The organism is Bacillus sp. AR8-1 (assembly GCF_008042345.1).
Classification (GTDB): domain Bacteria; phylum Bacillota; class Bacilli; order Bacillales; family Bacillaceae_G; genus Bacillus_A; species Bacillus_A cereus.
The window spans coordinates 54149-79442 of record NZ_QNUB01000005.1 but is presented as its reverse complement, the minus strand read 5'-3'; the positions used below and the strand labels follow the sequence as shown (position 1 = coordinate 79442).

The window sequence follows — 25294 nt, the reverse complement described above, 5'->3', positions numbered from 1 at the left end:
CTCATCCTTACTATTCCCAATAAAAAACTCCTCTTGCATTCGAGAGGAGTTTTTGTTGTGCTATTATTAATAATGCCTAACTGTTACCGCAGTACTTCCAACACGGTCCTATCCTAACTTTTAACCATGGTGGTGATCATGGCCATCAAGCCTATGATTATCTATCCGTCTTGGCGTTTTCCTTTAAACGATACCCTAGTCTTCGATCGCTTGGTAGGCCGTGGTCCAGAAGTCTTGGATAAGATGCGATGGGGCCGGAGTCGACATCCCAACCTGTGTGAACAGAATTCCAATAAACTGTTTATCTGGATCAGCGTAAGCTGAAGTACCGGTTCCACCATCCCAGCCGAATTGACCGATAGACGCGTAGTCTCCAAGATAGGTACGCACCGCCATCCCAAAGCCCCAGCCACCTTGGATCCCTTGTCCGAACGACAAATGGACGTTATTTTTGGCCAAATCGTCTCGGTATACTTGTTGTTCCGGAGTAAGACGGTTGGTGGTCATCAGCTGTACTGCGGGCCTAGACAGGATCCGTTTAGTGCCGTGCATCCCTTTATTCAAAAGCATCTGCAAATACGCGTGATAATCGTCGACGGTTCCAAGCAGTCCACCACCGCCTGCTTGGAATGCTGGAGGTTTGCTGTAACGTCCACCCGCCCCCTCATCCCACACGATGAATTCACCTGTCTCCGGATTGGGGGTGAAGGCTGGTGGAAGCCGATCAATCTTGAGCTGAGGTACGTAGAATCCAGTGTCCTTCATTCCTAGCGGATCGAATATGCGTTCGTGCAAGAACGACTCGAACGTCTGGCCCGTGACCCTGGCAACAAGAACGCCGATTACTTCTATACTGATATGATACTGCCACCGCTCTCCGGGCTGATAGCTTAGCGGAAGTGCACCTAGGCGACGCATAAACTCATCTGGATCGGGCATATCCTGCCCTGGCGTGTCGAATATCCCACTCTCGAAGAACAAGTTCATGATTGGAGAACCCATCAACGTGAGATCCACTCCGAGCCCGAATGTGGAGGTCAACAAGTCTCGTACAGTGATAGGACGCCGTGCTGGGACGGTCTCTTCTAGCGGGCCATCGGGTCGTTTCAACACTTGCCGGTCGGCGAGTTCTGGTAGCCATTTGTCTACTGGGTCGTCTAAATGCAGTTTGCACTCATCGAGCAAAACCATTACTGGTGAAACTGCGATTGGCTTGCTAGTGGACGCCAATCGAAAAATCGTGTCCCGACGCATTGGTGCACCACCATCATGCCTCATTGTTCCAAGTGCTTCGACGTGCGTCTCGCCGTTTCGGCTGACTAAGGCGACGAGCCCAGGAATCTTTCCAGAATCGACATGCCGCGCCAATATATTGCGCATTTTGCGCAATCCTGTTTCAGAAAAGCCCTTATTGTTTTGTCCCATTTTGTTCTCCTTTAGTTTAGATTGAGATTTCTAATACATATTGACAATCAATTATTAGTTCTTCAAATAGAAAGATTCCCCTTTTTAATAATTTCGACAAGATGCATTTACATACATGGAGGCACCATGCATCACTATCAACCTAAGATAGGCTATATTTATGGGGATTTAATAATGGGAAATGCAATCATTAAAAACATTGATACAGCCATAAGAAATATGAATACTACAGCAGTAAAGGTACTTTCTTCAAAAATATCTTTATACTGTCCACTTGTTTCAACGCTGTTATCCTTAAGTAAGGATTTAAAAACAGCTTGTACATCTTTGCTCTTAGATGTTGTTTCTAATTTTACATAAATCGTTCTACCATAAGCTACATTTGAAACCATAACAGGTGGAGCTGAATGACTTACTCCTTTACGAGTTAACTCATCAAAAGTAAACACTATTATCAAACAGATTGGATGGATTGTTAGGTAGCTCAGCACTTACGGTATAGAATATTTGCTTATATGCCGCTACCATCATTTTTTGTCAGGGTGATGATGGTACTACTCTTATTGAAAATATTTCAATCATTTTAAAATATCAGAATTTTACGATTCTAAAAGGTTATGAACGAAACACCTCGAATAATTGTAATACATATACATAAGGAGGTTGATCTATTTTGTTTCGTTCCTTTACAAATGGTTGCGTCGCCTTAGTGCAACGCTTCTTGCCAGAACCGTTTATTTTATCATGTTTACTAACTGTTTTCGTTATCTTCTTTGGTATGTTTGCGACTCACCAAACACCTGTAGAAATGATTAATCACTGGGGGAATGGAATTTGGGGGCTTCTCGCCTTTTCTATGCAAATGGCACTTGTACTCGTGACAGGATCAGCTTTAGCAAACGCGCCCCTCATTAAAAAAGGGTTAACGAAAGCTGCAAAGCTACCAAAAACGAATGGACAAGGTATTATTGCCATTTCAATCGTAAGTTTACTAGGAGCATACATAAACTGGGGCTTTGGAATTGTTGTATCTGTTTTATACGCAAAGGAAGTAGCAAGACAATTAGAAGGATTAGATTATAGACTAGCAATCGCCTCTTCTTATTCTGGATTTCTCATTTGGCATGCGGGGCTTTCTGCTTCTATTCCTCTTACGTTAGCAACAGGCGGCGAAACGTTAATTAAAACGACTGCTGGAAGTATTAAAGAGGCGATTCCGATAACAGAAACGTTATTCTCACCATACGCTCTCGTTCCAGTTATTATTTTTCTCGTTACGATGCCTCTCATTAATAAAGCGATGCATCCAGATGAAAAACATACGATAACTGTAGATCCTAGCGTGTTCCATGAAGAAGCTGCTGCTCAAGAAGTAGAAAATAATACGTTCGCTGAAAAGATGGAAAATAGCATTATTATTACACTTTTCGTTGGATTGTTAGGTCTCATTTATATTTTCAATTACTTTTATACGAAAGGTTTTAACCTTACTCTCGATATCGTGATTTTTATGTTATTAATTGCAGGTCTTATTTTCCACCGTACTCCGATTCAGTATATTCGCGCTTTTTCAGACTCTACGAAAAGTGCTTCTGGCATTTTACTTCAATTTCCGTTTTACGCAGGAATTATGGGCATGATGATTGGAGTAAATAGTGAAGGACTTTCACTTGGAGGAGCTATTTCTAATTTCTTTATTAGCATTTCAAATGAAACGACTTTTCCGCTCTTTACATTTTTAAGTGCTGGCATCGTTAATATTTTCGTTCCATCTGGTGGCGGTCAATGGGCCGTGCAAGCACCAATTATGATTCCAGCTGGCGCTGAACTTGGTGTACCTGCTGCAAAAACTGCAATGGCCATTGCGTGGGGCGATGCTTGGACGAATTTAATTCAACCTTTCTGGGCATTACCAGCATTAGCGATAGCTGGTTTAGGTGCTCGTGATATTATGGGATTTTGCGTTGTGAACTTACTATATGCAGGTTTTATCATTAGTCTATGCTTCTTATTTATTTAAACGAAAAGCTAGTTTTATACTAGCTTTTTTACATAATAAATTATTTATTTCCCATGCAATTTATAACTGTATTCCACTCTATGTCCTTAAGATGTAATGACTCAAATGCAAAAAAATCTTCGCAAATTTTTCCAATCAGGTGTGGATGTTCCCTCAAAAAATTCCACTGTAATACTTTAGGAAGAAAATGCATTTCATATTCTTTACTTCCCCGTACTACCTCATCAACTTCTCTTTCACAAATTCCCCTTATTAAATAATCATTTCTTAACTCTATTTGAATTTGTTGAAATGTATCGCTGCATTTTTTCAATTGAAGTAAACACGTAATATACTTCCGAAAAAGTTCGTTATCATACTGACAACAGTTTATAATACGATCGACTTCATTCATAATGTACGAGCCTTTTCTTCTATTTGTAATAACCATTTTTCGCGCTTTGATACTTTACTCGTTTTCACAGATTGAAAAACTGACCGTTTTATATCACGAATGCCACAAAAACGTAAAACACCTCTCTTCATCATAATCCAATCTGCTGATCGATATAACAATGCGACGTACCATAGAGGCGAGTCTAACGTATTAATAACCCACGTTTTTTTCCCTTGCAATAATCCTTTCGGCAGAGCCCCTTCATATTTATAAGCAAATCCAGCTACGAAAATACGGTCAATAAAACCTTTTAAAATAGCTGGCATCCCCCACCACCATATCGGATATATAAAGAGAAGTGTATCTGCTTCTTCCACTAATTTTCTATACCGCGCTGTCTCTTCTTCATTTATTAAATCACGTCTTTTCTTCTCTTCATTGAATACAAGTACCGGATCAAATTGTTCCTTGTATAAATCAAGCAACGTAACCGAATGATTTGTTTCCTGTAGCCCTTTTTGCACATGCTCTAAAATTGCCCCGTTAAAACTTGAAGGATTAGGATGAGCGTATATAATCAGTACGTTCACTACAAAACAACTCCCTCTATCGTTAAAGTTACCCCTTCTTTAATAACTTCTCTATAATTTGTACGTTTTTCGAACTTTGCAACAGTCGATTTAATACAGTAAGTAACTCTTCTTTTTCTAAATCTTTCAGTTTCTCTTTAACTGCACTCTCACCAGCACCTTGAATATCATAAACAACTGCCGCCATATGTTTACAATAATTTTCATACGGACATTCGCAACTACTTTTTGAAAAATCTTCGAGATCGATAACTACTTCATAATTCCCTGCATTTCCAGTAACGAAAGCAAACACTTTTTTATCTTGTATTTCAACATCTTCTACATGTCCATCTTCATAATATTCATATCCCTTATCTACAATGTACTTTGGGATCCATTTCGTTATATCTTTTAATAAGTAAGCGTACATAATTGTACCCCTTCCTTTAATTCCCTTTTGACTTCAAAAATCCTGCATGTTATTCTAATTACTGTTAAGTAGCAAGTCTACGTGACAAAACGACTGACACCTATTCGGCGAAGGTGTCTCTTTTCATTTGCAGCCGATACGAATTGCCTCTTTCAGGCACATTCAATTTTTGACACTACACACTCAACACCATTCCCTGTATCAGGCTGCTTAAGCAGTCTTTTACTCTACATACTCCGTTATTTTAAAAAAAAGAGAGCTTAGCTCCCTTTTCTCGCCTTATAAAATACCCCTTTTTCAGTATAGAGATATTCATCAGCTAATGTAATTTTCCCATCCAGTTTCAGTTCATCTAATAGTCTTGATAAATAAAATTGATGTAACATCTTTTTCGTGAATTTTCCTTCATGATGCGAAACGATATGTTCTTGAATATCTAACAATGATATTGGCTTATCTTGCTCTATCATATATTCATAAACTGTACTACGCAGTTTTACGTATTTTTCGAGTGTCACAGCAATGCGCAACCCCTTTCTTCTTAATATAAATTTTCGTAATCGGTTTTTTTGCAACAAAAAAACCTCTCCGATAAGAAGAAGTTACGTATATATCTTCGTCTTATCTCCCAGAACAAATATGTTCTGCTGGAATTAGCACCTGCATCGCGGTTGCTGGGTTTCATCGGGCCAGTCCCTCCACCTCTCTGGATAAGAAATATTCACTTAATTCTTACTATACGTAATTTCATTTTAATTGTCAAACAAATATAACAAATAATATTTTCTTCTTTACTGTTCATACTATACATATATGAATATGCAAGGAGGATTATGAAATGCATCAAAATGCTCGCGGATATGTACAAGATTCTTTTCAATCATTACAAGAAGCAAAACATTGTTTAGAAGAATCACTACAGACTGTTGAAAAAGATTTTAATCGCGCTCGTATTGAGCAATCCCTTTATGCGATCGAACAAGCTATTCAACGCTGCGATTACACCGTTCACATTTTAGAACAAGATTGAAAAAACTTCCCATCATAAGGTGGGAAGTTTTTTCAAATGGCATACTTCATAATTATTGCCGTTATGATTAAAAAATATACAGAATTCACAATTTCTAAAACCCCTACTTTTATAATAGAAATTTTTTTGCCATACAATATAATGGCTCGAATGACACTTGGTATAAAAATAAGGGAGCACCACGGATTAATTGCAAATACAATGATTGTTAATAGAATATGATAACCCCAAGATATAAAACGATACTTCGGATTATTTTTCTCACGTATCATCGTTTTCACATAAAACGTACTTCCTAAAAAGTATAAGAATGAAATAAGTGCAATGAATAATGCTGTATGATCGATTTGTTTCATTGAAAAATAATAACTAATTAACCCACCAACACAAAACACAATGATCGCACAAATATCATTTAATAGTGCCCTTTCATTTTTTTGACGAGCATAATGCATATTTACTATAAATAGTGGAATCATGACTATTACGAATAAAAGAATGCGCCATTCATATAATAGAGAAATCATCCCAAATACGAACGCAATAATAAAATATACAATTGAAGCATGTAAATACTCTTTTTTTCGTTTTTGTTTTATGTACATAAGGAATGGATACGTAGCTAAATAGATAAAGAACCAAGCTATAAACAATGGAATGTGATATATAGTAGGTTTTCCAAGTATGACACTTAATAGAAATGGTATAGCAAGCATCGCCCATGCACCATGTTGCTTCGGAATAACTAACTTCATTAACTATACACCTCCCTTTTGAAAATAGTTCTCACCTATTATTATACAAATAATTTTATATAGTAACGGATATATATTGGACTATTTTTTGACAATAAAAAATGCTCCTTACAATATGTAAGAAGCATGAAAGAGGCAAACGAATATGTAAGTCGCGACCCTACCTTATATGAGTATGCTTTTCTATGCTATGTTATGCTTATCTAATATACCGTATTTCTTTTTAAATCTTGTGAGAATCGTAATCCAAGACGTACTAAATAGTAGTAAGAAAATAACATTCGAAATCGCATGACTTAAATCAAAGTAAAAACTTGCGATATAATACGAAATGACAGTTTCCCACGTTGCTTCTCGTATAAAACCGAGAAGGCCCCAGAAATTCATGATCCAACCAAATAAAAAACCAACAATTATTCCGTAAAGAAGTCTCCCCCATAGCTTTTTCATAAAAAACGTATTACGAAGTAAACCTGCTATAAAACCAATCATTCCCCACGAAAACATTTGCCACGGTGTCCACGGACCTTGCCCTAAAAAGATGTTAGACACAATCGCTGCTGTTGCACCGATCATAAAACCCGCTTCACTTCCAAACACAATTGCAGAAACGATAATAACAAAAGAAGTTGGTTGTACACTCGGTAAAATAGAAAATGGTACGCGGCTAACTGCTGCAATTGCCGCTAATACAGCAACGAGAACAATTTCACGTGAAACAAACGACTTCCTTTCAAAACGGATATAGAAAGGTAACATAATAACAACTAATAAAAACAAACTACTTAACATGTAATAACCGTCCATAATAAGTGTAGTAAAGAGTAATGTGCCTATTATTACTGCAAAAATACCTATTATGAATGCAACATATCGTTTGGACACGCTTCGTACACATCCTCCCACGTTAATGCATATGGCAATTCTTTTCGAATGAATCGATTAATAGATGTTGTATAAAAGAAGTTACCACTAAAAAATTCTTTCGGTGCATCATTCATAATAACTGCTCCATCAAATAACATCATACATTGATCCACGTATTTCGCTGCAAACTCAATGTCATGCGTTGCCATTACAATTGTTGTACCTTCTTTTTGCAGCTCCCTAAATAGTTCTCCTACTCTTTCTTTCTTCCATGGATCTAACCCCTTTGTCGGTTCATCAAGTAATAATAAAGTTGGCTTTGATAATAATGTCGTACATAACGCAAGTAATTGTTGCTCTCCTCCGCTACAATCGTGCGGATGGCGTTCTTTAAGCGAGTACAACCAAAACTGTTTTAGCGTATCTTCTGCTATTTCTTTTCCTTGTTCTCCGTATAATTCACGTGCACGTTCATACACCTCATCCCACACTGTATCAAATGTAAAATGATAATATGGATGCTGCGATACATACCCAATACTTTTAAACCGTTCTTTCGAATCAATTTTATGTATCACTTTCCCATTCCACTTTACTTTCCCTCTTCTCACTTTTTGCAAACCAGCTAAAAGCGTTAACAGTGTAGACTTCCCTGTCCCATTCTTTCCAACGAGCGCTACCCATTTTCCTTTTTCAATCGAAACTGATAAATCACGTAAAATAAGCGGACTATTTTTTTCGTACTGGAACGAAATATGCTCTGCGCTTAAAATTACCTCTTGCTTTTCACTTTGTGCTATTAGCTCATTTACATATGATATCGCTGAAAAATTATTCATTTTCATTTGCGCCTCTCGCACCGTAAACGGAATATCTCTCACATTCCACTCTAAAAATAGCCTTGGAATTTGCGGAATAAATGGACGGAATGTTTCTACTCCCCACATATTCGTAATAACAGTTTTAGGACTACCATCATACATAATACAGCCATTATCCATACAAACAACGCGTGTTGCAAGCGGGATAACTTCATCTAAACGATGTTCACTTAAAATAATCGTAATTCCAAGTTCTTCATTAATCCGTTTTAATAATCCTAAAAACTCTTTTGCAGCAATTGGATCTAACTGCGCTGTCGGTTCATCTAATAATAGCAATTTCGGCTGCATAACTAATACCGCAGCTAAATTAACAAGTTGCTTTTGCCCACCAGATAACGTGTGAACAGATTGATGCAATAAATCTTGAAATCCTAAAAAGCTAATAAGCTCTGCTATTCGTTTTTGAATAATATGTGATGGTAACCCAATATTTTCTAAAGAAAATGCTAATTCTTGAATAACTGTATCCATTACGAGTTGATTTTCTGGATTTTGAAATACCATACCAATTTCTTGAGCAGATAACAAATCAGGTACATTTTCTAATAAAGTACCATCATAATATGTATCCCCAGTACGCTTACCAATTGGAAGTAATTCTTTTTTAAAATGTTTTAATAAAGTCGTCTTCCCGGATCCTGATCCGCCGGCAAGTGCAATAAACTCTCCTTTTTGAACAGAAAGAGAAATATGCTGTAACGCTTTTTCGTTTTCATCAGCATATACAAATGATAAATTGTTTATTTCTGCATGCGCCACCATAACCATTCCCTTCCTTCCATTATAATTGGTAAACTAATAAACATCGTAAATACGATAAACATCATCCCATCGTATTGCTGAAATAAAATAGATTCGACTTTCGGATAAATGATTAACTTTCCTCCGCCATACGTACTACATATGATAGCAATTATAAATAGAATACTTAAATAACTGAGCGTATACCAATCTCGTTTTTCCATTCTATAGCGAATATATGTCGTACGTTTCGTTACACCAAATCCACGAGCTTGCATAGAATCTGCCGTTTGCAGTGCATCTTCCAATGAACAAATTAATAATACTTGCAGCAATTGCATACCATTTTTGACGCGTTCAATTATCGAACCTGAATCTACCTGCACACCTTTCGTCTTTTGAACGAGTGTGATTTTCTTTAATCGCCTTATAAACAAAGGAACAAATCTCACTGTAATCATCGTTAACAATGCAACTTTCGGTGAAATTCTTGAAAACAAATATAAAAATTTATGACTGGAAATAATATCATTGTATGACGCAAACGTAAACATAACTGCAACTAGTAATAACCCCATTACTATTCCAAACATAATCGCCTCAAGCTTAATACGGCTATCACCTAACCAAAATAATGTCGTTCGACCTCTATGCGTTAATAACGAATTAAATAAAATGACCATAAAAAAGAAAACAATTGTGCTTGGTAACATCTTTCTTATCTTTTCGCTATTTCCTTGCATCACATTTAAAATAACAATTAATAGTATTGCTCCAATTAAAAAAAGAGGATGAAGACACATCATACATAGTATCATCACCCCGATATAATAGAAAAAATTCACAAAAGGATGTAAAGAAGAAAAACTTATTTTCATAGCCCTTTACCGAATGCCTTTCTTATTGTAATACGTATACCCACTCAATTGTATCTCCTGGTTTTACCGTAGCTACACCGGCACTATGGTTTGGAAAAGCACCGTTCACACGATATTTCCATCCACTAGTATCCGCAATATCTTTTTCATATAAATCATTAATACCTTTTACATAAATACTATCTCTAGATCCGCTTGCATCAACATCTAATCCTGTACGTTGTAATACTTTATACACAGTATCGCCATCTTGTATATCCATCTTTTTCGCACCCATTATATATCCGTTATTTCCTTTTACCGAGATTGTTACTTGTTTTGCTTGCGGTTTCGGTGGTGCTGGTGGATTAGGTGGTACTGGTTTCGGTGGTGCTGGAAGAGTTACGTCTTTTCCACCTTTATTCGGATCAACTTTTTGCTCCTGCTTCGGTGTTTCTTTCGGCTGATTCACAACCTTTGCTTCTTCTTTTACTTCTGGTGCTTTCGGTTGTTGTTTCTCTTCTTGTGCTTGTTGCTGCTCTGGTTGCTTATTTACAGCCGGCTGTTCTTTCGGTTGTTCCTGTTGTTTCTCTTCTTTCTTTACCTCTGGTTGTGCCTGCGGCTTTTCCTCTTTCGGCTTCTCTTCTACTTTTTGTTCTTGTTTCTCTTTCTGCTCTTCTTGCTGCTTTTGCTCTGATTCAGCTTGCTTTTCTTCTGTTTTTTCTTCCGGCTTCGCTTCATCTTTTTGTTCTTCTTGTTTCGCTACCTCTTCTTGCTTCGGTTCTACCTTCTTCTCAGGCTTTACAGCTGCCTCTTCACATCCGGCAAGTAGCCCGAGCGAAAGCAGTAAAGAAATGAACCATTTCACCTTACTCATCCTATCTCTCACCTTTCATACGAAAATTAGGAGCAAATAATTGCTCCTAATTTTTTGTTAAGCTGCTTTACGTCTCCATAATACATATGCAGAAGCAATACATAATACACCCATACCTACTTCTGTTGCTGCACTATGAGAAGATGCTCCTGTTTTTGGTAGACTGTTACCGTTTCCGATTTTTTTATTCTTAGCCGGTTCGTTATCTACAACTACTTTTAGATTTTCATCTTTTGTTTCTTGTTGTACTTGGTTTTGTTCTTTCGGTTCTTCAGTAACTTCTTTTTCTACTACATTATTTTCTGGTTCAACGACCTTTTCTGGCTCTTCAATCGGTTTTGGCTTAATTACATCACCAGCGTCTACATTAGACCAATCATAAATAGATTTTCCCATTTCCTTAAATTGAAGTAATGCTAAAAGAGCCTGTTCTGTAGCCATTCCGTTACCATTTTGATCACTTGGTAACCATTTAAATTCACCATTTGAAAGTTGATATGATAATAGGTTTTGCATTGCCTTATAAAGACGATTTTGATCTACATCTTTAACAAGTGATAATCCAATAATTGCTTGCGCAGTACTATTTGAATTTTCTTGTCCATCAGCTGAAAAACCGCCATTTTGCAGCTGTTCGTTATATAAATACGCAACAGCTTTTTGTATAGCTGGTTTCACATCTGATCGCTCTTGATAAGGAGCTAATGCTGATAAAACCATACCTGTTACATCAACGCTACTAGCACTATCTTTACTACCTGAACTATTATAAGTCCATCCACCGTCTGTATGCTGATTATTTAACAGTGCTTCCACTAGAGCAACTCTGTTCCATTTTGATTCAACTGGAATCTCATACTTCTTCGTATCAAATGCAAGTAAAGCAAATGCATAACCTGTAACAGAATTCACTTTATCTGACTCATACAATTTTTGAACTAAATTATGTCCACCTACATTTTTAGGGTCTGCACTCATTGCATTCATCATAATAATTGTTCTAGCTAAATCTGTCGCTGAAAAACGATTAATGCGCTTTTCTACTTTTTCAGTTACTGACTTAACATAATTTAATTTTGCCTCAATTGGCACATTCTTTCCAGAACGAGAAAGCGCTACAGCTACCCAATCACTTTCAATTCCATCTTGTAACATCTTGTCTGATGTTTTAGAAATGGCTTCATTTAATTGTCCACTTGGAACTTGAATGTTCTCTTGCTGTGGTTGTTCTGGTTTTTTCCCATCTGGCGTTTTACCGTCTTGATCACCTTGGTTTTTCTCATCTGGCGTTTTACCGTCTTGGTCACCTTGGTTTTTCCCATCTGGTTTTTCACCGTCTTGATCACCTTGGTTTTTCCCATCTGGTTTTTCACCGTCTTGATTACCTTGGTTTTTCCCATCTGGCGTTTTACCGTCTTGGTCACCTTGATTTTTCCCATCTGGTGTTTTACCGTCTTGACCTTCTGGTTTTGGTTCTTCTGTTTTGCCACCGTTAGGTTCTTCTGTTTTACACGTTCCGAACTTATCTAACGTTTCTTTCAATGTTTCCTGGCTCATATTGCTCCAGTCTGAAACAAAGCGAAAGACAACAACATCTCCAGATTTTAATTTATAACTATCTGCTCCAACTTCTGCAGACTTATCATTTACATCATACAGCCAAGCACTTGTAGCCCCGGCCATTAAACCATCGATTCCTTTTACATATGTTCCAAACGACATCGTTTCAGATTCTACTTTGTCCCCCATGACCTTTTGCAGCAAACTTAAAGCTGTTTCCCCATCTTTAATTTGCTCTTCTTTCGGACATAACATAATGCCTTTTTGTGATTCCCCAATAATTGCAAGTTTTGCTGTATTTCCTTCAGCAAACGTAATATGAACTGTATTCGCAAAAGAAACAAATACAAGTGTCACTGCCATTAACGACGTAAGCAGCCATTTTTTCAACATTGCCATCCCAAAATTTCCTCCCTTACTACCATTTACACAAAAAAAGGCCCTTCAAGGGCGTGCGATTGACACTCTCTTTTTGTAAGTGTCGAACAAAAATGTACAACACCTCCTACCCGCATCATTCGCGGCTATATTTGTATAGGAAAAATAATTTTGTTTATGAACGTATCATTGTGATAACATTCACTTTTCTTGGCACAACTTACTCCCATTTAAGTTATCATAAAACGATAAACCTATACATTCTGTAAATTTTAAATTTCTGTATTATTTTACTATTGACAAAGAATTTTGTCCATGCTTTATCGGATTTATTTTCTAAGAATAATAACTTATTAACTCTTAACTATGTAAACTCTTTTCACTAATAATGACGCCATCTTCATCCGCATAGACATATTCATTTGGATTCCATTCTACTTGTCCAAAGTGCAATGAAATATTTCGTTCTCCTTTTCCTTCTTTCACACTTCTATTTGGCATCGTTCCTAACGCTAAAATACCAATATTAATATTCTTTAGTTCACTAGAATCACGAACATACCCATTCACAATAATTCCTGCTAGCTTTCTTTCTTCCGCAATAGCTGCCAAATTATCACCGAGTAAAGCACAATTCGTAGACGCTCCGCCATCAACAACTAATACTGTTCCTTCTGGTAATGTTTGCAATCCTTCCTTCACTAGTACATTATCATCTTTCACTTTTACAGTTGCAATTTTTCCGTAGAATTGTTCTTTCTTCCCAAAAGACCGAAAAGACTGGCGACATATTTGTAATTCCTTTTCAAATTCATCACATAGATCTGTAGTTTTCCACATCTTGTTCCCTCTTTTCCTTTTTCTTTCTACATAACATATTCTTGGCTTATTATCGTTTCCCTGTCTAATATTGCAATAATTTGTATGTACGGGAAAGGATACAAAAACTATTGCCTTAAGAAGCTACCTTTATTATAATCTATTTCACAGATTAAATTCAGAATATTAAAAATTAACAAAGTGAAGAAGGAGGGATTTTATGCAAATACAAACTGAGGCAAAAAACAACCTAGTAAACCAAAGTTTAAAATGCCTGATGCGTACGTACTACTATTTTTTATTGCCTTACTTTGCGCCATTGCTACGTACTTCGTTCCTGCTGGAGAATTTAAAAGGGTTACAAACGGGACCGTTACAACGACAATACCAGGTAGCTACCATTCTGTTCCGCAATCACCCGTAGGATTTGTTTCTTTTTTTACCGCTATTGAAAAAGGAATGACACTTGCTGCTCCTATTATCTTTCTAATTTTATTTACAGGTGGAGCCATTGCAATTCTTGAAAAAACAGGTGCTCTTGACGGTTTAATCTATCATGTTATTAACAAATTTCGTAATCAGCAATTACTTTTCATTTGTATAGTTGCTGCGCTTTTTTCTATTCTTGGAACGACTGGTATTATCGTTAACTCAGTTATCGGTTTTATCCCCATCGGCATCATCGTTGCACGCACGTTAAAATGGGACGCTATCGTCGGTGTAGCAATTATTTATTTAGGTACTTATGCTGGTTTTAATGCTACTATTTTATCTCCCTCACCTTTAGGCATTTCACAAAAGATCGCAGAACTTCCGATGTTTTCCGGGATTGGTTTACGCACCGCAATCTATATATCTTTTTTACTTGCCACTATCCTTTATATAAATTGGTATGTAAAACGCTTGAAAAAATCAAATAAAGGAAGCATCCTTGGCGACAACTGGTTTCCCAGTAACGCTCTTTCAAGCGAAAAAGAAACAGAGAAAAAAGAAGTCCCTTGGACGATACGTCATAAATTAATTTTACTCGTTTCAGCTTTATCATTAATTGCATTTTTAATAGGCGCTTTTCGTCTACATTGGACGGACGCAGAAATGACCGCTACTTTTATTTTCATAGCAATTACAGCCGGAATAATAGGTGGTATGAAAGCAAACGATATCGCATCTACTTTTCTAACTGGCTGCCAAAATCTTATCTACGGTGCTCTAATCGTTGGAATGGCTCGTTGTATTTCAGTCATTTTAGAACAAGGCAAATTACTTGATACTATCGTTAACCAACTCGCACAGTCTCTTGAAGGACAAAGCCCTGTATTTGGCGTTATCGGTATGTACGTAAGTAGTGCTGCATTACATTTCCTTATTTCATCCGGGACAGGAGAATCGGTTATTTTTATTCCGATATTAGCTCCATTAGCTGATTTCATGCACATTACACGCCAAGTTACAGTACAGGCTGTTATGCTTGGGGAAGGTGTAGTAAACTGCTTAAATCCAACTTCCGGTGTTTTAATGGGCGTTCTCGCAGCAAGCGGGATTTCTTATGGAAAATGGATTCGTTTCATGGCTCCACTTGCACTCATTTGGTTTATCATTGGACTTGTTTTTCTTATTGTTGGGGTGAATATTGAGTGGGGACCGTACTAAAATACCCATATATAATTAACTTGATAAAATATCTATCCTATTCTCCTCTTCAATCCTATAAAAATCATTTATTCTAGTAAAAATATAAGAAGGGATTGATCATAATGATCAATCCCTTCTATCAAAATATAATACCTTTAAAAATCTTAGTTCCAAATTTTATTTACCCATTCAGGATGATCAATAAAAGGATTGCGGTTATGTTGATATTTTGTAAAAATCACTTCATTACGCTTTCGCTCTAAATCATCGACCGGGTCTTGTTCATTCCATTTTAATAAAACCGATAGTTTCCCCATGTATGGATCTTTATTGTTATTCACTTTTTCATTTAGTTCTAAATCTATTTCGCCGTTGTCCCCCTCGTAACGAACAGCCATATAAAACAGCATTCTAGCAATATCTCCTTTTACACTATCACGAGGTTCCCAAGAATCACTATCATATTTACATTCTGTCGCTTCAGAATGATTCACACCACCATTATCAAAATCTAAATTCCCTCGTGAACTATTTACAGATACATCCGTCGCTCTTAAATGATGTAGATCTGTTCCAGGTCCTGCAGTCGTTCCAAAGTCACCGTGAGATTTTGCCCAAACATGCTCACGGTTCCAGTTATTTACTCCTGATCCATTCGTAAGCTTCCCTTGCGAACGACCAGTATATAAGAGTATCACATTATTTTTATTATTTGGATCTTCATCAGTATCTCTTAGTGCTTCCCAAACCGCACTGTATGATAACTTTGTATGATTATCAATAATATTATGCAGTTCCTTCTTTAATTCTAAGCCCGTTTTTCCTATTGCGTTATTATAATATGTATCGTCATAACTTTTTACAATAATCTCTTGTGCTGATGCAGAAGCTACTTCACCGTGTATAGTATCTGTGAATGATAGAGATGCAGAACCTAAAATAAAAAATGAAGATAGTGTAATCATAGCAATCTTTGTATTTCGAAACTTCATATACCCATTCCCCTTTAAAATATAATTTGAAGCTACTAACTAAAAAATGCTTTCTCCCCCAAAACTTTTAGAAACCCATACCCACCCTTTTCTTTTTATTTAATACAAAACTCTATTGAGTTTATATCATTTCCAAACTTTTTGTTTATCTACTTTCCAAACAATTTTACTTTTCACAAGAAATATCCTTCTCCCGTAAAGATTATTAAAATATTCTTTACAATTAAAAAGTAGTTTAATATTAACTTATAAATTTAAATTAATTTATGCAATAATGCATATTTGATAAATACTAAAAAAAAACAGTTTGAATAAAAAGCATTCAAAGAAAACCGTGCCACAAAACAGATAAAGTGAAACTTTAATCAGTGGGATTTCGTTCCTCCCTCACCTAACTTCTTTGCTTCCGCTGAATTTTGAAGTGGTGGTCTTACTGCCCGGCAAATAGCGGGATAAAAATCAAGATGATAGCTCGACTTTTCCTTTTTCCATAACTGTCTTTATTTTTGTGTAAAACCTTTCTTTCTCTGAATAATACGTACAAAAATAGATTGGATACCATGTAGGCACCAATCTATTTTAATTAAAGAAACTGTGTCAATTCTGAGTTCACAATACGTTGTGCAGTAATGATAACACTGTCAGCTGTTAGTCCATAAACACTATATAGTCCACCAGGTTGATTAGGAACAATTTGAACTTCATATTCAAATGCTTGTCCAAGAGCAGGATGAACTAAACTTAGAGTTGCAAAAGTAGAAGCATTAGAATTTACATTGAAGTTTACCTGTTCAATTAATACTAATGAACCGTCAAGTCTAAAAACTCTAGCTACTCCAGTAAGTGGGCCAGCAGTACGGTTAAGGATCTTCACCCTAACTCTATTTGCATTAGCAGGTTGATTGCCTACGTTTTCAATTGGGCCTGTAGTAAGAGCCATATAACATCACCTCCATTATATTATTATGATATTCAATCGTACACATTAACGTTATAATCTAATTACCCAATTTATTTAAAATAAAAAGAAGCTCCAAATTCTATTATATTTAGATCATGGATATTAAACTTAATAAAATTAAATGCAGGAACATATTTGATATGTTCCTGCATTTTTAATGTGGGTACCGCTACATAGCCATCTAGCTAAGATTTTGAAGTACTTCAAAATCAAAAATCTCATCTCACCACAGTTTTCTATGGGAATCCAGTGAACAGCTTATTTACATAATTTTCATTATTGGAAGTGAATACCAATAACCAAGCGTATTACTATTCTTTACATGAGTAACAGTTCTAAAATTGATTTTTAATAGAAAAAAAGGGTTACAGATTCGATTGTAACCCTTTTTCCAAATATTTTTTGTTTTATACGATTTCTATAATGATTACAGGACTGAAGTATGATTCAAAATAGCGTTGATTATATGATTCCAATCGTCACAGTGAATCTCGTGACCCGATCCTTCTAAGGGTAGTAACACAGCATGCGGTATTTCATTAACAAGAGCAAGACCATGCTCGTATGAAAGCACTGTATCTTCTGTACCATGGATAACCAAAGTAGGTATATTGATTTCTTTTAATCTCCCCTCATAAGAATCCTCACCTTTAAGAAGGGAATGATTAAACATACTGAGTAGATTATTTGCCCGTTTTATTTCGTTTTCTACCTGCTTATAAGCCCTCTTCTTATCGAATTTATGCTTTGAACCACAAAGTAATGCTGATCCTGCAACCAAGTAATTTGCAACAGATTCTTCATCCGACCAATTTAGTTTGGCCGCATTAGTATGGTAAGCGAGTATCTTTTCATCGATCGGAGGCAAATTTCGGTCGTTATCTTCAGAACCAAAAATACCTGATGCAATCAAAGTTATACTTATAACTCTCTCAGGGTTCCTTAAGGCTACAATTTGAGCAATCATTCCACCCAATGACATTCCAACAATATGTGCTTCGTCAATATGATATGCATCGAGTACCCCAATCGCATCATCAGCCATATCTACCACAGTATAGTGGGAACTCCCCGGTTCATAAGTAGTTGACCGTCCGACATCTCTATTATCATAACGAATAACATATCGGCCCGTATCAGCTAATTGTTGACAAAATTCCTCATCCCAATAAACCATTGAACACATGGCTCCCATAATTAGTAAGACTGCTGGATCTGCTGAATTTCCAAAGCTCTCTGTACATATATCAATTTTATTAATTTTAATAATCTTTTCAGTCATGATTAACTCCTCATTTCATTCGTATTTAGTTAATAAAAAAGACACAACCAAATAAACCCACACATTTTGAAAAAAATAGTCAGGCATAACGAATTGTGTTTAAAATTAACGTAAACGAATGAACTTGATAATCATGTTCAACACTCTCCTATATAATGAAAATAAGGATAAAACCCTTATTTTCATTATAACATAGCTCTATCAGTAGTAATATAGGTTCATTTCTTCTTATTTTATAGTTAAAAAAGTAATTTTTACTGTATGAATCTGCACTCTTAGTTGAAGAAAAGACGATGTATACAATATCCAAACCTAATTAATATAACGTCTCATTATCAGTAGTTAATACATCTAGAAGTCTAAAAAATATCCTCCAGTTAAGTACTCTGGAGGATATTCATATTTACATAATCATTCTTACAAGAAGCCACACAAAATGAAACCTCTTTAGTACCCAAAAGGCTTACTCTTATCTATTAATAACTGTACATCGTCTTGCTCCTCTACAGATTAAACGCTCGGCTTCTCTTAATGAAATTGGAACAAGTACAGCTTCATCAACATCGTCTTCTACATCAAAAACCGCAAATGCTTCCCCACCTACGATTAAAACACAAATGAATTCTACTTCTAAATCATCATGAGACCTAGGAATACAATTGGAAATAGTACAACGTTGAATACCCCCTGCTAACAATGTTCTAGCTTCTTGCTCAGATATTCGAATAAAAACAAATTCCTCTATGGCTACATTTCCAACTTCCACTTCAATTTCTACTAGAAGAAAGAATCTGTTTCTAATTCTCACTATACAATTTGCTCCAATTGAAATAATATCTTCATTCATTCTTTTCACCTCCTTTAATACTATAAAATTCACAAAGAGGTGAAATGGTGTGGACAAGCAAACAAAAAAGTTGTTTTTTTGAAATGTGAGACATCAGCTAACAACTATCATCAAAAAAACAGAAAAAATACCCTACACAACAGGAAGTTTTCTCTGTTTTTAGTCTGTATACGATATTCAAAAATAGTTAACATAACGTCTCATTATCAGTAGCAATGAAAAAGGAGAACCCTGCTCTCACAAGTGAAACTTCTTTTTTAGTTCTATGAATCTAGACATTTTTTATACATTCCTATCCTAACGCGGTTTTAGTGTTCTTGTTTGTTACTGGATTAGCCAAAAAACTGTATAAAATCTTTCATACTCTTAGCGTGCTTTTTCAAAAATACTGGCATCCCCCAACTTGTGCTTTCTTATGGATATTTCTTGACCCCTTATTAAAACACTCTCCGGTTCTTTGTCTATCTTTAAGAATAAACTCTGCTTGTTTATTTCAAGTTCTTACATCGAGGATTTACCTTCTCCCAAAGCCAAACAAACAATTCAGATTACATGCCTATATCAAACTAAACATTCAATCTTTATCCAGTTTGTAAATAAAAAAGGACAATCAGCCCCATAATGGACTAACTATCCTATAAATTATTATCTAAATTCAATAAAGTGAAACTTTAATCAGTGGGGGTTTTGTTCATCCCCACTGATTATCAGCCCTCACCAATCGTGCTTTTACGGGCAGTTAATCCCCACCTAATTTCTTTGCTTCCGCTGAATTTTGAGGTGAGGGTCTTACTTATTGCCCGGCGAATAGCGGGATAAAACCAGAACTTCTTTTCCTACGTATATTTACTTCGTTACTTCACCAAACTGCGCTCTCGTCACTTTCGCCAAGTCATCTACTTTAAGCTCAATTTGTATTCCAATTTTCCCGCCACTTACTATCATCGTTTCAAGTGATTGGGCACTTTCATCAATACATGTAGAAAATAACTTCTTCATTCCGACTGGTGAACAACCGCCACGAATATATCCTGACACTTTCGTAATATCTTTCACAGCAATCATTTCAATCTTCTTTTCACTTACTGCTTTTGCGGCAGCTTTTAAATTTAGTTCCTCATCTACCGGAATAATAAACACATGATAATTTTTACTATTCCCTTGAGCGATTAACGTTTTATATACTTCTCTCACTTCTCGTCCAATTTTCTCGGCTACTGATATGCCATCAATTTTCCCATCGTCTGGATCATATGACATCATCGAATATTCAATTTTTTCTTTATCTAATATTCGCATCGCATTTGTTTTATCTTTTTTCATAACGTTCTCCTTAAAAGGTTATTTCATATTATTAAGTTTTATTATACACCCTTTTCCATTTCTCCTACATAACTTCACGTATATTTCAAAACTAAAAATATTGATAATTCAAAAATCATCTGATATAATTTGGAAAAACTTATGTTAAGGAGAGATTTGTAATGCGAAATTTTAATACTTCTTTCCAACTTCATCATCATACGTAACGCCGTGTATCCGAAGAAAAATTTTTCTTCGTGGGTACAGGGCTTTTCCTGTTGACCCACGAAGCGTTCATAAAGCTATGTGGGTATTTTTATACCCGCATAGCTTTTTTAAATTTTAAAATAGGAGTGATTACAATGGAAATGAAAAATGTAAAAGGCACAAAAGACTATTTACCAGAGGAGCAAGTGCTGCGAAATAAAATTAAAAGGGCTTGTGAAGATACGTTTGAACGATACGGATGCAAACCGTTAGAGACACCGACGTTAAATATGTATGAGCTTATGTCTTACAAGTACGGCGGTGGCGATGAAATTTTAAAAGAAATATATACACTTGAGGATCAGGGAAAACGTGAGCTTGCCTTACGATACGATTTAACTATTCCATTCGCAAAAGTTGTGGCAATGAATCCGAATATTCGCCTCCCTTTTAAACGTTATGAAATTGGGAAAGTATTTCGAGATGGGCCAATTAAACAAGGAAGATTTCGTGAATTTATACAATGCGACGTTGATATAGTCGGTGTAGAATCAGTCATGGCAGAAGCGGAACTCATGAGCATGGCGTTTGAGCTGTTCCAAACATTAAACTTAGAGATAACGATCCAATATAATAACCGAAAATTGTTAAATGGTATTCTTCAGGCCATTAACATCCCTACTGAATTAACAAGTGACGTCATTTTATCATTAGACAAAATCGAAAAGATTGGGATTGATGGTGTACGAAAAGATGTATTAGAGCGCGGCATTTCTGAAGAAATGGCTGATACAATATGTAATACTGTATTATCTTGTCTAAAGCTTACAATTGTTGACTTTAAAGAAGCTTTCAATAACCAACTCGTTGCCGATGGAGTAAACGAATTGCAACAATTACAGCAATATTTAATCGCTCTCGGAATAAATGAAAATACGATATTCAATCCGTTTTTAGCAAGAGGACTCACAATGTATACAGGGACTGTATATGAAATCTTCCTAAAAGATGGCTCAATTACATCTAGCATAGGTAGTGGCGGCCGTTACGATAACATTATCGGAGCATTCCGTGGTGATAATATGAACTATCCAACAGTCGGTATCTCATTCGGTTTAGACGTTATTTATACAGCACTATCGCAGAAAGAAACAATATCATCTACAGCGGATCTATTTATCATCCCACTCGGGACAGAGTTACAATGCTTACAAATTGCCCAGCAATTACGTTCTACCACTTCCTTAAAAGTTGAACTTGAACTAGCAGGACGCAAATTAAAACGTGCCCTTAATTATGCCAATAAAGAGAATATCCCTTATGTGCTTATCATTGGTGAAGACGAACTTAGTACAGAAACCGTTATGCTAAGAAATATGAAGGAAGGTAGTGAGGTGAAGGTCTCCCTTTCTTCTTTAAGTAGTTATTTATAATACGAACCACCCTCGTTTGGGTGGTTTTTCTATTTTATAGATAATCAATAATTAGTTTACATAAAATAATTACAAGCTACCTAAAACTAAAACTAAAACTAAAACTAAAACTATATAATATCCAATTACCTGTTATTTTTAGTAATATATAGATGTATATTGTTTTAGGAGGATTTACTTTGAAAACTTACATACAAGCACTAAAGTGGATCACAGGAATCTATCATCTTTTATTAATTCCTTGTTATTATTTATTTCCAAGTCTTGTTAACCTAGATGGATTACCTTTACTACTATTGATTGCTTTACATATCACTACTATTTTATTAGCTAAAAAAGCAGGGATGAATACGTACGCTCATTATATAGGTATTATCGTTACTCTAGTTGCCTTCTTTCCTTATATAGAAATCCTTCTACATATTATAGCAGCCATTTTTCTTTTATTAGATGCTGTTTCTATGAATGCAAAAGAAGTGTATGATTCATAGATGGATAAAATGAAACTTTAATCCATAGAGTTTTGAGATAGGTTGGCAAAAAGGATTTACTTTTTAAGTAAACCTTTTTTTCATTTTTAATTACTTTCCTTACTCAAGACTAATAAAAGAATATTCTGTTTAATTTTTATAAATTTCTAAATATTTATAAAACATTCAAATTAACATACATTTTAGTTATGTAAAAAATCTAAGTTTTAAGGAGATGAATCCATGCTGAAAAAGTTGGTAGCAGGTGCATTATTAACTGTTTTGTCGTTAACTGGAGGACTGGGATCAGTATCAGCTAGTACCGAAAAAGATTATACGATTTCCTCTTTCGAATATGTAACTGTAGATGAAAAGACTGTTGATTCGTTTAACAAATTGAGTGCTCCATTAAAGGAAGACGTAAAAATAACGTTAGTTCTACCGAAACAAAATCAAAATGGAGACTGGTTATCTTATGGATTTTCGAGCAAAGAAAGTTTAGAGTCTTTTATTGAAAAAGATAAACAAAGGTTGAATAATTCAATCACTCCCCTTGGTGTTGGAGGAAGCGGACCTGGTAGTACAGACTTCTATAAACTCACAAATCAAGGTAGCGAGTATTTTTCTCTAAGTAGCGGTTATAAAAACTTGTCTGCTAGTTGGCAAAATCAAATTGTTTCTGTACGTACAGCATCCCCTACCGCTAGCTATTCAACAACACTATGGGAACGTACTTCAACTGAAGGATATGGAAAAGGTGTTGTTTTTAAACATGCTGATTGGTATGGTCAAATTGCAAACTTAAATAACTTTCCAACTTCAGCAGTTGAAGTTAAAAAGTAAAAATATAGAAATAAAAGGTGTTTTCACGTATGGAAACACCTTTTATTTCTACAACTATTTCACATATCTCGTCTATACCAATTTCAACTCTTAATTATTATCTTTCGTATTCCTACTCTCCAAAACCTTCTCCATATTATGAGTTGCCCATTCCATCATTAATAGAATCATTGGACGAAGAGATTCACCAAGATCAGTTAATGAATATTCTACTTTTGGCGGCACTTCACGGTATACTTCGCGATGTATGATGCCATCTGCTTCAAGTTCTCTCAGCTGCAGTGTTAACATTCTTTGTGTGATATTTGATTTTAATCTTTTTAATTCATTAAACCGCTTTGTACCATCTAATAAATGATACAAAATTACCCCTTTCCATTTCCCTCCAATCACCTCAACCATAGCTTCAACTGGACAAGAATATTTATTTAAAAATGGGTAATTTATATTATTTTCGTTTGGACAATCCATAATAAATCCCTTCCCTTAACATTAGTATCTTTTTTGATACTATACCACATAAATGTGCGTACTTGTATCTATGTTACTTTAAAAATATAATTTACTTACAAAAATAAATTCATGAAAAGAGGAACTTTTATGACAAATACAAAAGAAATTACAAAAGAAAAAATTATGGAGGCTTTTCATTTCAGACATGCATGTAAAGAATTCGATCCTATGCACAAAATTTCAGAAGAGGATTTCAAATTCATTTTAGAAACAGGCAGATTATCTCCTTCTTCTTTTGGATATGAGCCTTGGAAATTTATTGTCGTACAAAATAAAGAATTAAGAGAAAAACTACAACCGTATTCATGGGGCGCTGGTGGGCAACTTGCAACAGCTAGTCATTTTGTTATTGTTCTTTCAAGAAACATTAAAGATATGCATTATGATGCAGAGTATATTAAATATATGATGAACGATATTATTGGATTGCCTGAAGACACTCAAAAAATTAGATATGAATTCTTCAAAAAGTTCCAGGAAACAGATTTTAACTTATTACAATCCGATCGTGCTGTATTTGATTGGGCATCCAAGCAATCTTATATCGCTTTAGGTAATATGATGACGAGCGCAGCTCAAATCGGTATTGATTCTTGTCCAATAGAAGGATTTGATAAAGAGGAAGTAGATTCTTTACTTCGTCAAGAAGGCATTATACAAGGCGATAATCTTGAAGTATCAGTTATGGTTGCCTTTGGTTACCGTAAAGAAGAGCCAAAGCGTGATAAAACAAGACAGACTATGGATACAATTGTTGAATGGATTAAGTAATATAGCACAGACAAATAATGCTCCTAATAGCTGTATACTCATACTAAAGAAGAATCAATTGTTTTCTTACGTATGAATTTGGTTTTTCATGGAAAGATATGTTAGTATGTATACAGTTTGAGTGCTCTATTTTTAGAGTCGAACAGGAGGAGAATGAATATGTCTGATATTGAAGTTGGCGAAGTGTTTACTCTTAGTGATGAGAATAACGAAGAGCAAGAAGTAGAAGTACTTGGAGCGATGGATGTCGAAGGCGCAGAGTATATTGCAGTTGCCTTTGTTGAAGATATCCAAACAGAAACTGAGGAAGACATTGATATTTTCTTTTTAAAAGTAGAAGAAGATAATGAGTTTTCATACATTGAAAATGATGAAGAGTTTGATAAAGTATCTGCTGCTTTTGATAAGATTTTAGATGAACAAGAACAAGAGTAAACACGAGGGGGATGC

At 35.6% G+C, this 25294-nt stretch carries 26 protein-coding genes, 1 pseudogene and 1 riboswitch; of the genes and pseudogenes, 8 read left to right on the top strand and 19 right to left on the bottom strand.

What is annotated here, in order from left to right:
* Window positions 1–195: 195 nt before the first annotated feature.
* Both DN400_RS01790 and DN400_RS01785 read right to left on the bottom strand, forming a co-directional pair.
* A complete protein-coding gene (locus DN400_RS01790; RefSeq protein ID WP_065229103.1) occupies window positions 196–1425 on the bottom strand; it encodes a serine hydrolase domain-containing protein in 1230 nt (409 codons plus the stop codon).
* A 224-nt stretch (window positions 1426–1649) separates the two neighbouring features.
* A pseudogene (locus DN400_RS01785) lies at window positions 1650–1962 on the bottom strand (thiol-activated cytolysin family protein); the annotation flags it as partial.
* 136 nt (window positions 1963–2098) lie between these two features.
* Between DN400_RS01785 and DN400_RS01780 the strand changes: the two are divergent.
* The gene (locus DN400_RS01780) at window positions 2099–3445 is read left to right on the top strand and encodes a short-chain fatty acid transporter (RefSeq protein WP_098850966.1); all 1347 of its coding nucleotides are present in this window, start codon (window positions 2099–2101) and stop codon (window positions 3443–3445) included.
* 40 nt (window positions 3446–3485) lie between these two features.
* Here the strand turns inward: DN400_RS01780 and DN400_RS01775 are convergent, their stop codons facing one another.
* From DN400_RS01775 to DN400_RS01760, 4 genes are all read right to left on the bottom strand, one after another.
* Window positions 3486–3839 (bottom strand): hypothetical protein, encoded by a 354-nt coding sequence (locus tag DN400_RS01775; RefSeq protein WP_001006466.1) that lies wholly within the window; start codon window positions 3837–3839, stop codon window positions 3486–3488.
* Window positions 3836–4411 carry an NAD(P)H-dependent oxidoreductase gene (locus DN400_RS01770; protein WP_001101578.1) on the bottom strand — a complete coding sequence of 192 codons (576 nt, stop codon included), beginning with the start codon at window positions 4409–4411 and terminating at the stop codon, window positions 3836–3838. The genes DN400_RS01775 and DN400_RS01770 overlap by 4 nt, the downstream gene beginning before the upstream one ends.
* Window positions 4412–4439: 28 nt before the next feature.
* Entirely contained in the window at window positions 4440–4823 is a 384-nt protein-coding gene (locus tag DN400_RS01765) for an SWIM zinc finger family protein (RefSeq protein ID WP_147801501.1), read from the bottom strand.
* A gap of 260 nt (window positions 4824–5083) precedes the next feature.
* On the bottom strand, window positions 5084–5401 hold the full coding sequence (locus DN400_RS01760; RefSeq protein WP_002094089.1) for a hypothetical protein: 318 nt from the start codon (window positions 5399–5401) through the stop codon (window positions 5084–5086).
* Between the two features lie 40 nt (window positions 5402–5441).
* Window positions 5442–5540, bottom strand: a riboswitch (SAM riboswitch).
* A 121-nt stretch (window positions 5541–5661) separates the two neighbouring features.
* Here DN400_RS01760 and DN400_RS01755 point away from each other — a divergent pair.
* Window positions 5662–5853, top strand: a complete 192-nt coding sequence (locus tag DN400_RS01755; protein WP_097945819.1) for a hypothetical protein — start codon at window positions 5662–5664, stop codon at window positions 5851–5853.
* A 32-nt stretch (window positions 5854–5885) separates the two neighbouring features.
* Here the strand turns inward: DN400_RS01755 and DN400_RS01750 are convergent, their stop codons facing one another.
* The 7 genes from DN400_RS01750 to rraA all read right to left on the bottom strand — a co-directional run bounded on the left by DN400_RS01750 (window position 5886) and on the right by rraA (window position 13612).
* Window positions 5886–6608, bottom strand: coding sequence for a YwiC-like family protein (locus DN400_RS01750; protein ID WP_000779946.1), 723 nt, complete (start codon window positions 6606–6608; stop codon window positions 5886–5888).
* A 183-nt stretch (window positions 6609–6791) separates the two neighbouring features.
* Window positions 6792–7493, bottom strand: coding sequence for an ECF transporter S component (locus tag DN400_RS01745; protein WP_097913465.1), 702 nt, complete (start codon window positions 7491–7493; stop codon window positions 6792–6794).
* Window positions 7466–9127: an ABC transporter ATP-binding protein gene (locus DN400_RS01740; protein WP_016512560.1), complete on the bottom strand. Its 1662-nt coding sequence runs from the start codon at window positions 9125–9127 to the stop codon at window positions 7466–7468. Before DN400_RS01740 ends, DN400_RS01745 begins: the two co-directional genes overlap by 28 nt.
* Window positions 9100–9978: an energy-coupling factor transporter transmembrane component T gene (locus DN400_RS01735; RefSeq protein WP_002152639.1), complete on the bottom strand. Its 879-nt coding sequence runs from the start codon at window positions 9976–9978 to the stop codon at window positions 9100–9102. Before DN400_RS01735 ends, DN400_RS01740 begins: the two co-directional genes overlap by 28 nt.
* 22 nt (window positions 9979–10000) lie before the next feature.
* Window positions 10001–10834, bottom strand: coding sequence for a DUF4430 domain-containing protein (locus DN400_RS01730; RefSeq protein ID WP_000048891.1), 834 nt, complete (start codon window positions 10832–10834; stop codon window positions 10001–10003).
* 57 nt (window positions 10835–10891) lie between these two features.
* Window positions 10892–12793, bottom strand: a complete 1902-nt coding sequence (locus DN400_RS01725; RefSeq protein WP_065229108.1) for a DUF4430 domain-containing protein — start codon at window positions 12791–12793, stop codon at window positions 10892–10894.
* Window positions 12794–13132: 339 nt separating this feature from the next.
* On the bottom strand, window positions 13133–13612 hold the full coding sequence (rraA, locus tag DN400_RS01720) for a ribonuclease E activity regulator RraA (RefSeq protein ID WP_000266049.1): 480 nt from the start codon (window positions 13610–13612) through the stop codon (window positions 13133–13135).
* Window positions 13613–13861: 249 nt separating this feature from the next.
* Between rraA and DN400_RS01715 the strand changes: the two genes are divergently transcribed.
* Window positions 13862–15241: a YfcC family protein gene (locus DN400_RS01715; protein ID WP_147801500.1), complete on the top strand. Its 1380-nt coding sequence runs from the start codon at window positions 13862–13864 to the stop codon at window positions 15239–15241.
* 146 nt (window positions 15242–15387) lie between these two features.
* On the opposite strand, the gene DN400_RS01710 is transcribed toward DN400_RS01715, so the two are convergent.
* The 5 genes from DN400_RS01710 to ybaK form a co-directional block, all read right to left on the bottom strand.
* The gene (locus DN400_RS01710; RefSeq protein ID WP_000672183.1) at window positions 15388–16215 is read right to left on the bottom strand and encodes an endonuclease I family protein; all 828 of its coding nucleotides are present in this window, start codon (window positions 16213–16215) and stop codon (window positions 15388–15390) included.
* A 583-nt stretch (window positions 16216–16798) separates the two neighbouring features.
* On the bottom strand, window positions 16799–17155 hold the full coding sequence (locus tag DN400_RS01705) for a hypothetical protein (protein ID WP_001229424.1): 357 nt from the start codon (window positions 17153–17155) through the stop codon (window positions 16799–16801).
* A gap of 448 nt (window positions 17156–17603) precedes the next feature.
* Window positions 17604–18458 carry an alpha/beta fold macrolide esterase gene (mle, locus tag DN400_RS01700; RefSeq protein ID WP_025708764.1) on the bottom strand — a complete coding sequence of 285 codons (855 nt, stop codon included), beginning with the start codon at window positions 18456–18458 and terminating at the stop codon, window positions 17604–17606.
* Window positions 18459–18927: 469 nt separating this feature from the next.
* Window positions 18928–19305 (bottom strand): hypothetical protein, encoded by a 378-nt coding sequence (locus tag DN400_RS01695; RefSeq protein WP_001001284.1) that lies wholly within the window; start codon window positions 19303–19305, stop codon window positions 18928–18930.
* An 846-nt stretch (window positions 19306–20151) separates the two neighbouring features.
* Entirely contained in the window at window positions 20152–20628 is a 477-nt protein-coding gene (ybaK, locus tag DN400_RS01690) for a Cys-tRNA(Pro) deacylase (protein ID WP_147801499.1), read from the bottom strand.
* 341 nt (window positions 20629–20969) lie between these two features.
* Between ybaK and DN400_RS01685 the strand changes: the two genes are divergently transcribed.
* The 3 genes from DN400_RS01685 to DN400_RS01675 all read left to right on the top strand — a co-directional run bounded on the left by DN400_RS01685 (window position 20970) and on the right by DN400_RS01675 (window position 23560).
* Complete coding sequence (locus tag DN400_RS01685; protein ID WP_098015238.1) at window positions 20970–22247, top strand: histidine--tRNA ligase; 1278 nt, start codon at window positions 20970–20972, stop codon at window positions 22245–22247.
* 179 nt (window positions 22248–22426) lie between these two features.
* Window positions 22427–22738: a hypothetical protein gene (locus tag DN400_RS01680; RefSeq protein ID WP_000860701.1), complete on the top strand. Its 312-nt coding sequence runs from the start codon at window positions 22427–22429 to the stop codon at window positions 22736–22738.
* A gap of 222 nt (window positions 22739–22960) precedes the next feature.
* Window positions 22961–23560, top strand: a complete 600-nt coding sequence (locus DN400_RS01675; RefSeq protein ID WP_000914418.1) for a hypothetical protein — start codon at window positions 22961–22963, stop codon at window positions 23558–23560.
* A gap of 90 nt (window positions 23561–23650) precedes the next feature.
* Here DN400_RS01675 and DN400_RS01670 read toward each other — a convergent pair whose 3' ends face one another.
* The gene (locus DN400_RS01670; protein ID WP_147801498.1) at window positions 23651–24031 is read right to left on the bottom strand and encodes a winged helix-turn-helix transcriptional regulator; all 381 of its coding nucleotides are present in this window, start codon (window positions 24029–24031) and stop codon (window positions 23651–23653) included.
* A 129-nt stretch (window positions 24032–24160) separates the two neighbouring features.
* Between DN400_RS01670 and DN400_RS01665 the strand changes: the two genes are divergently transcribed.
* Together DN400_RS01665 and DN400_RS01660 are read left to right on the top strand one after the other, a co-directional pair.
* Entirely contained in the window at window positions 24161–24844 is a 684-nt protein-coding gene (locus tag DN400_RS01665; protein WP_000185605.1) for an NAD(P)H-dependent oxidoreductase, read from the top strand.
* Between the two features lie 153 nt (window positions 24845–24997).
* Window positions 24998–25279: a DUF1292 domain-containing protein gene (locus tag DN400_RS01660; protein ID WP_025118598.1), complete on the top strand. Its 282-nt coding sequence runs from the start codon at window positions 24998–25000 to the stop codon at window positions 25277–25279.
* Window positions 25280–25294 lie beyond the last annotated feature (15 nt).

What these genes read in the sequence shown, in the direction of transcription:
- DN400_RS01790 (WP_065229103.1), bottom strand. Translation starts at nt 1,425, where the DNA reads ATGGGACAAAACAATAAGGGCTTTTCTGAAACAGGATTGCGCAAAATG.
- DN400_RS01775 (WP_001006466.1), bottom strand. Translation starts at nt 3,839, where the DNA reads ATGAATGAAGTCGATCGTATTATAAACTGTTGTCAGTATGATAACGAA.
- DN400_RS01765 (WP_147801501.1), bottom strand. Translation starts at nt 4,823, where the DNA reads ATGTACGCTTACTTATTAAAAGATATAACGAAATGGATCCCAAAGTAC.
- DN400_RS01755 (WP_097945819.1), top strand. Translation starts at nt 5,662, where the DNA reads ATGCATCAAAATGCTCGCGGATATGTACAAGATTCTTTTCAATCATTA.
- DN400_RS01750 (WP_000779946.1), bottom strand. Translation starts at nt 6,608, where the DNA reads ATGAAGTTAGTTATTCCGAAGCAACATGGTGCATGGGCGATGCTTGCT.
- DN400_RS01740 (WP_016512560.1), bottom strand. Translation starts at nt 9,127, where the DNA reads ATGGTTATGGTGGCGCATGCAGAAATAAACAATTTATCATTTGTATAT.
- DN400_RS01735 (WP_002152639.1), bottom strand. Translation starts at nt 9,978, where the DNA reads ATGAAAATAAGTTTTTCTTCTTTACATCCTTTTGTGAATTTTTTCTAT.
- DN400_RS01730 (WP_000048891.1), bottom strand. Translation starts at nt 10,834, where the DNA reads ATGAGTAAGGTGAAATGGTTCATTTCTTTACTGCTTTCGCTCGGGCTA.
- DN400_RS01725 (WP_065229108.1), bottom strand. Translation starts at nt 12,793, where the DNA reads ATGGCAATGTTGAAAAAATGGCTGCTTACGTCGTTAATGGCAGTGACA.
- rraA (WP_000266049.1), bottom strand. Translation starts at nt 13,612, where the DNA reads ATGTGGAAAACTACAGATCTATGTGATGAATTTGAAAAGGAATTACAA.
- DN400_RS01715 (WP_147801500.1), top strand. Translation starts at nt 13,862, where the DNA reads ATGCCTGATGCGTACGTACTACTATTTTTTATTGCCTTACTTTGCGCC.
- DN400_RS01710 (WP_000672183.1), bottom strand. Translation starts at nt 16,215, where the DNA reads ATGAAGTTTCGAAATACAAAGATTGCTATGATTACACTATCTTCATTT.
- DN400_RS01705 (WP_001229424.1), bottom strand. Translation starts at nt 17,155, where the DNA reads ATGGCTCTTACTACAGGCCCAATTGAAAACGTAGGCAATCAACCTGCT.
- mle (WP_025708764.1), bottom strand. Translation starts at nt 18,458, where the DNA reads ATGACTGAAAAGATTATTAAAATTAATAAAATTGATATATGTACAGAG.
- DN400_RS01695 (WP_001001284.1), bottom strand. Translation starts at nt 19,305, where the DNA reads ATGAATGAAGATATTATTTCAATTGGAGCAAATTGTATAGTGAGAATT.
- ybaK (WP_147801499.1), bottom strand. Translation starts at nt 20,628, where the DNA reads ATGAAAAAAGATAAAACAAATGCGATGCGAATATTAGATAAAGAAAAA.
- DN400_RS01685 (WP_098015238.1), top strand. Translation starts at nt 20,970, where the DNA reads ATGGAAATGAAAAATGTAAAAGGCACAAAAGACTATTTACCAGAGGAG.
- DN400_RS01675 (WP_000914418.1), top strand. Translation starts at nt 22,961, where the DNA reads ATGCTGAAAAAGTTGGTAGCAGGTGCATTATTAACTGTTTTGTCGTTA.
- DN400_RS01670 (WP_147801498.1), bottom strand. Translation starts at nt 24,031, where the DNA reads ATGGATTGTCCAAACGAAAATAATATAAATTACCCATTTTTAAATAAA.
- DN400_RS01665 (WP_000185605.1), top strand. Translation starts at nt 24,161, where the DNA reads ATGACAAATACAAAAGAAATTACAAAAGAAAAAATTATGGAGGCTTTT.
- DN400_RS01660 (WP_025118598.1), top strand. Translation starts at nt 24,998, where the DNA reads ATGAATATGTCTGATATTGAAGTTGGCGAAGTGTTTACTCTTAGTGAT.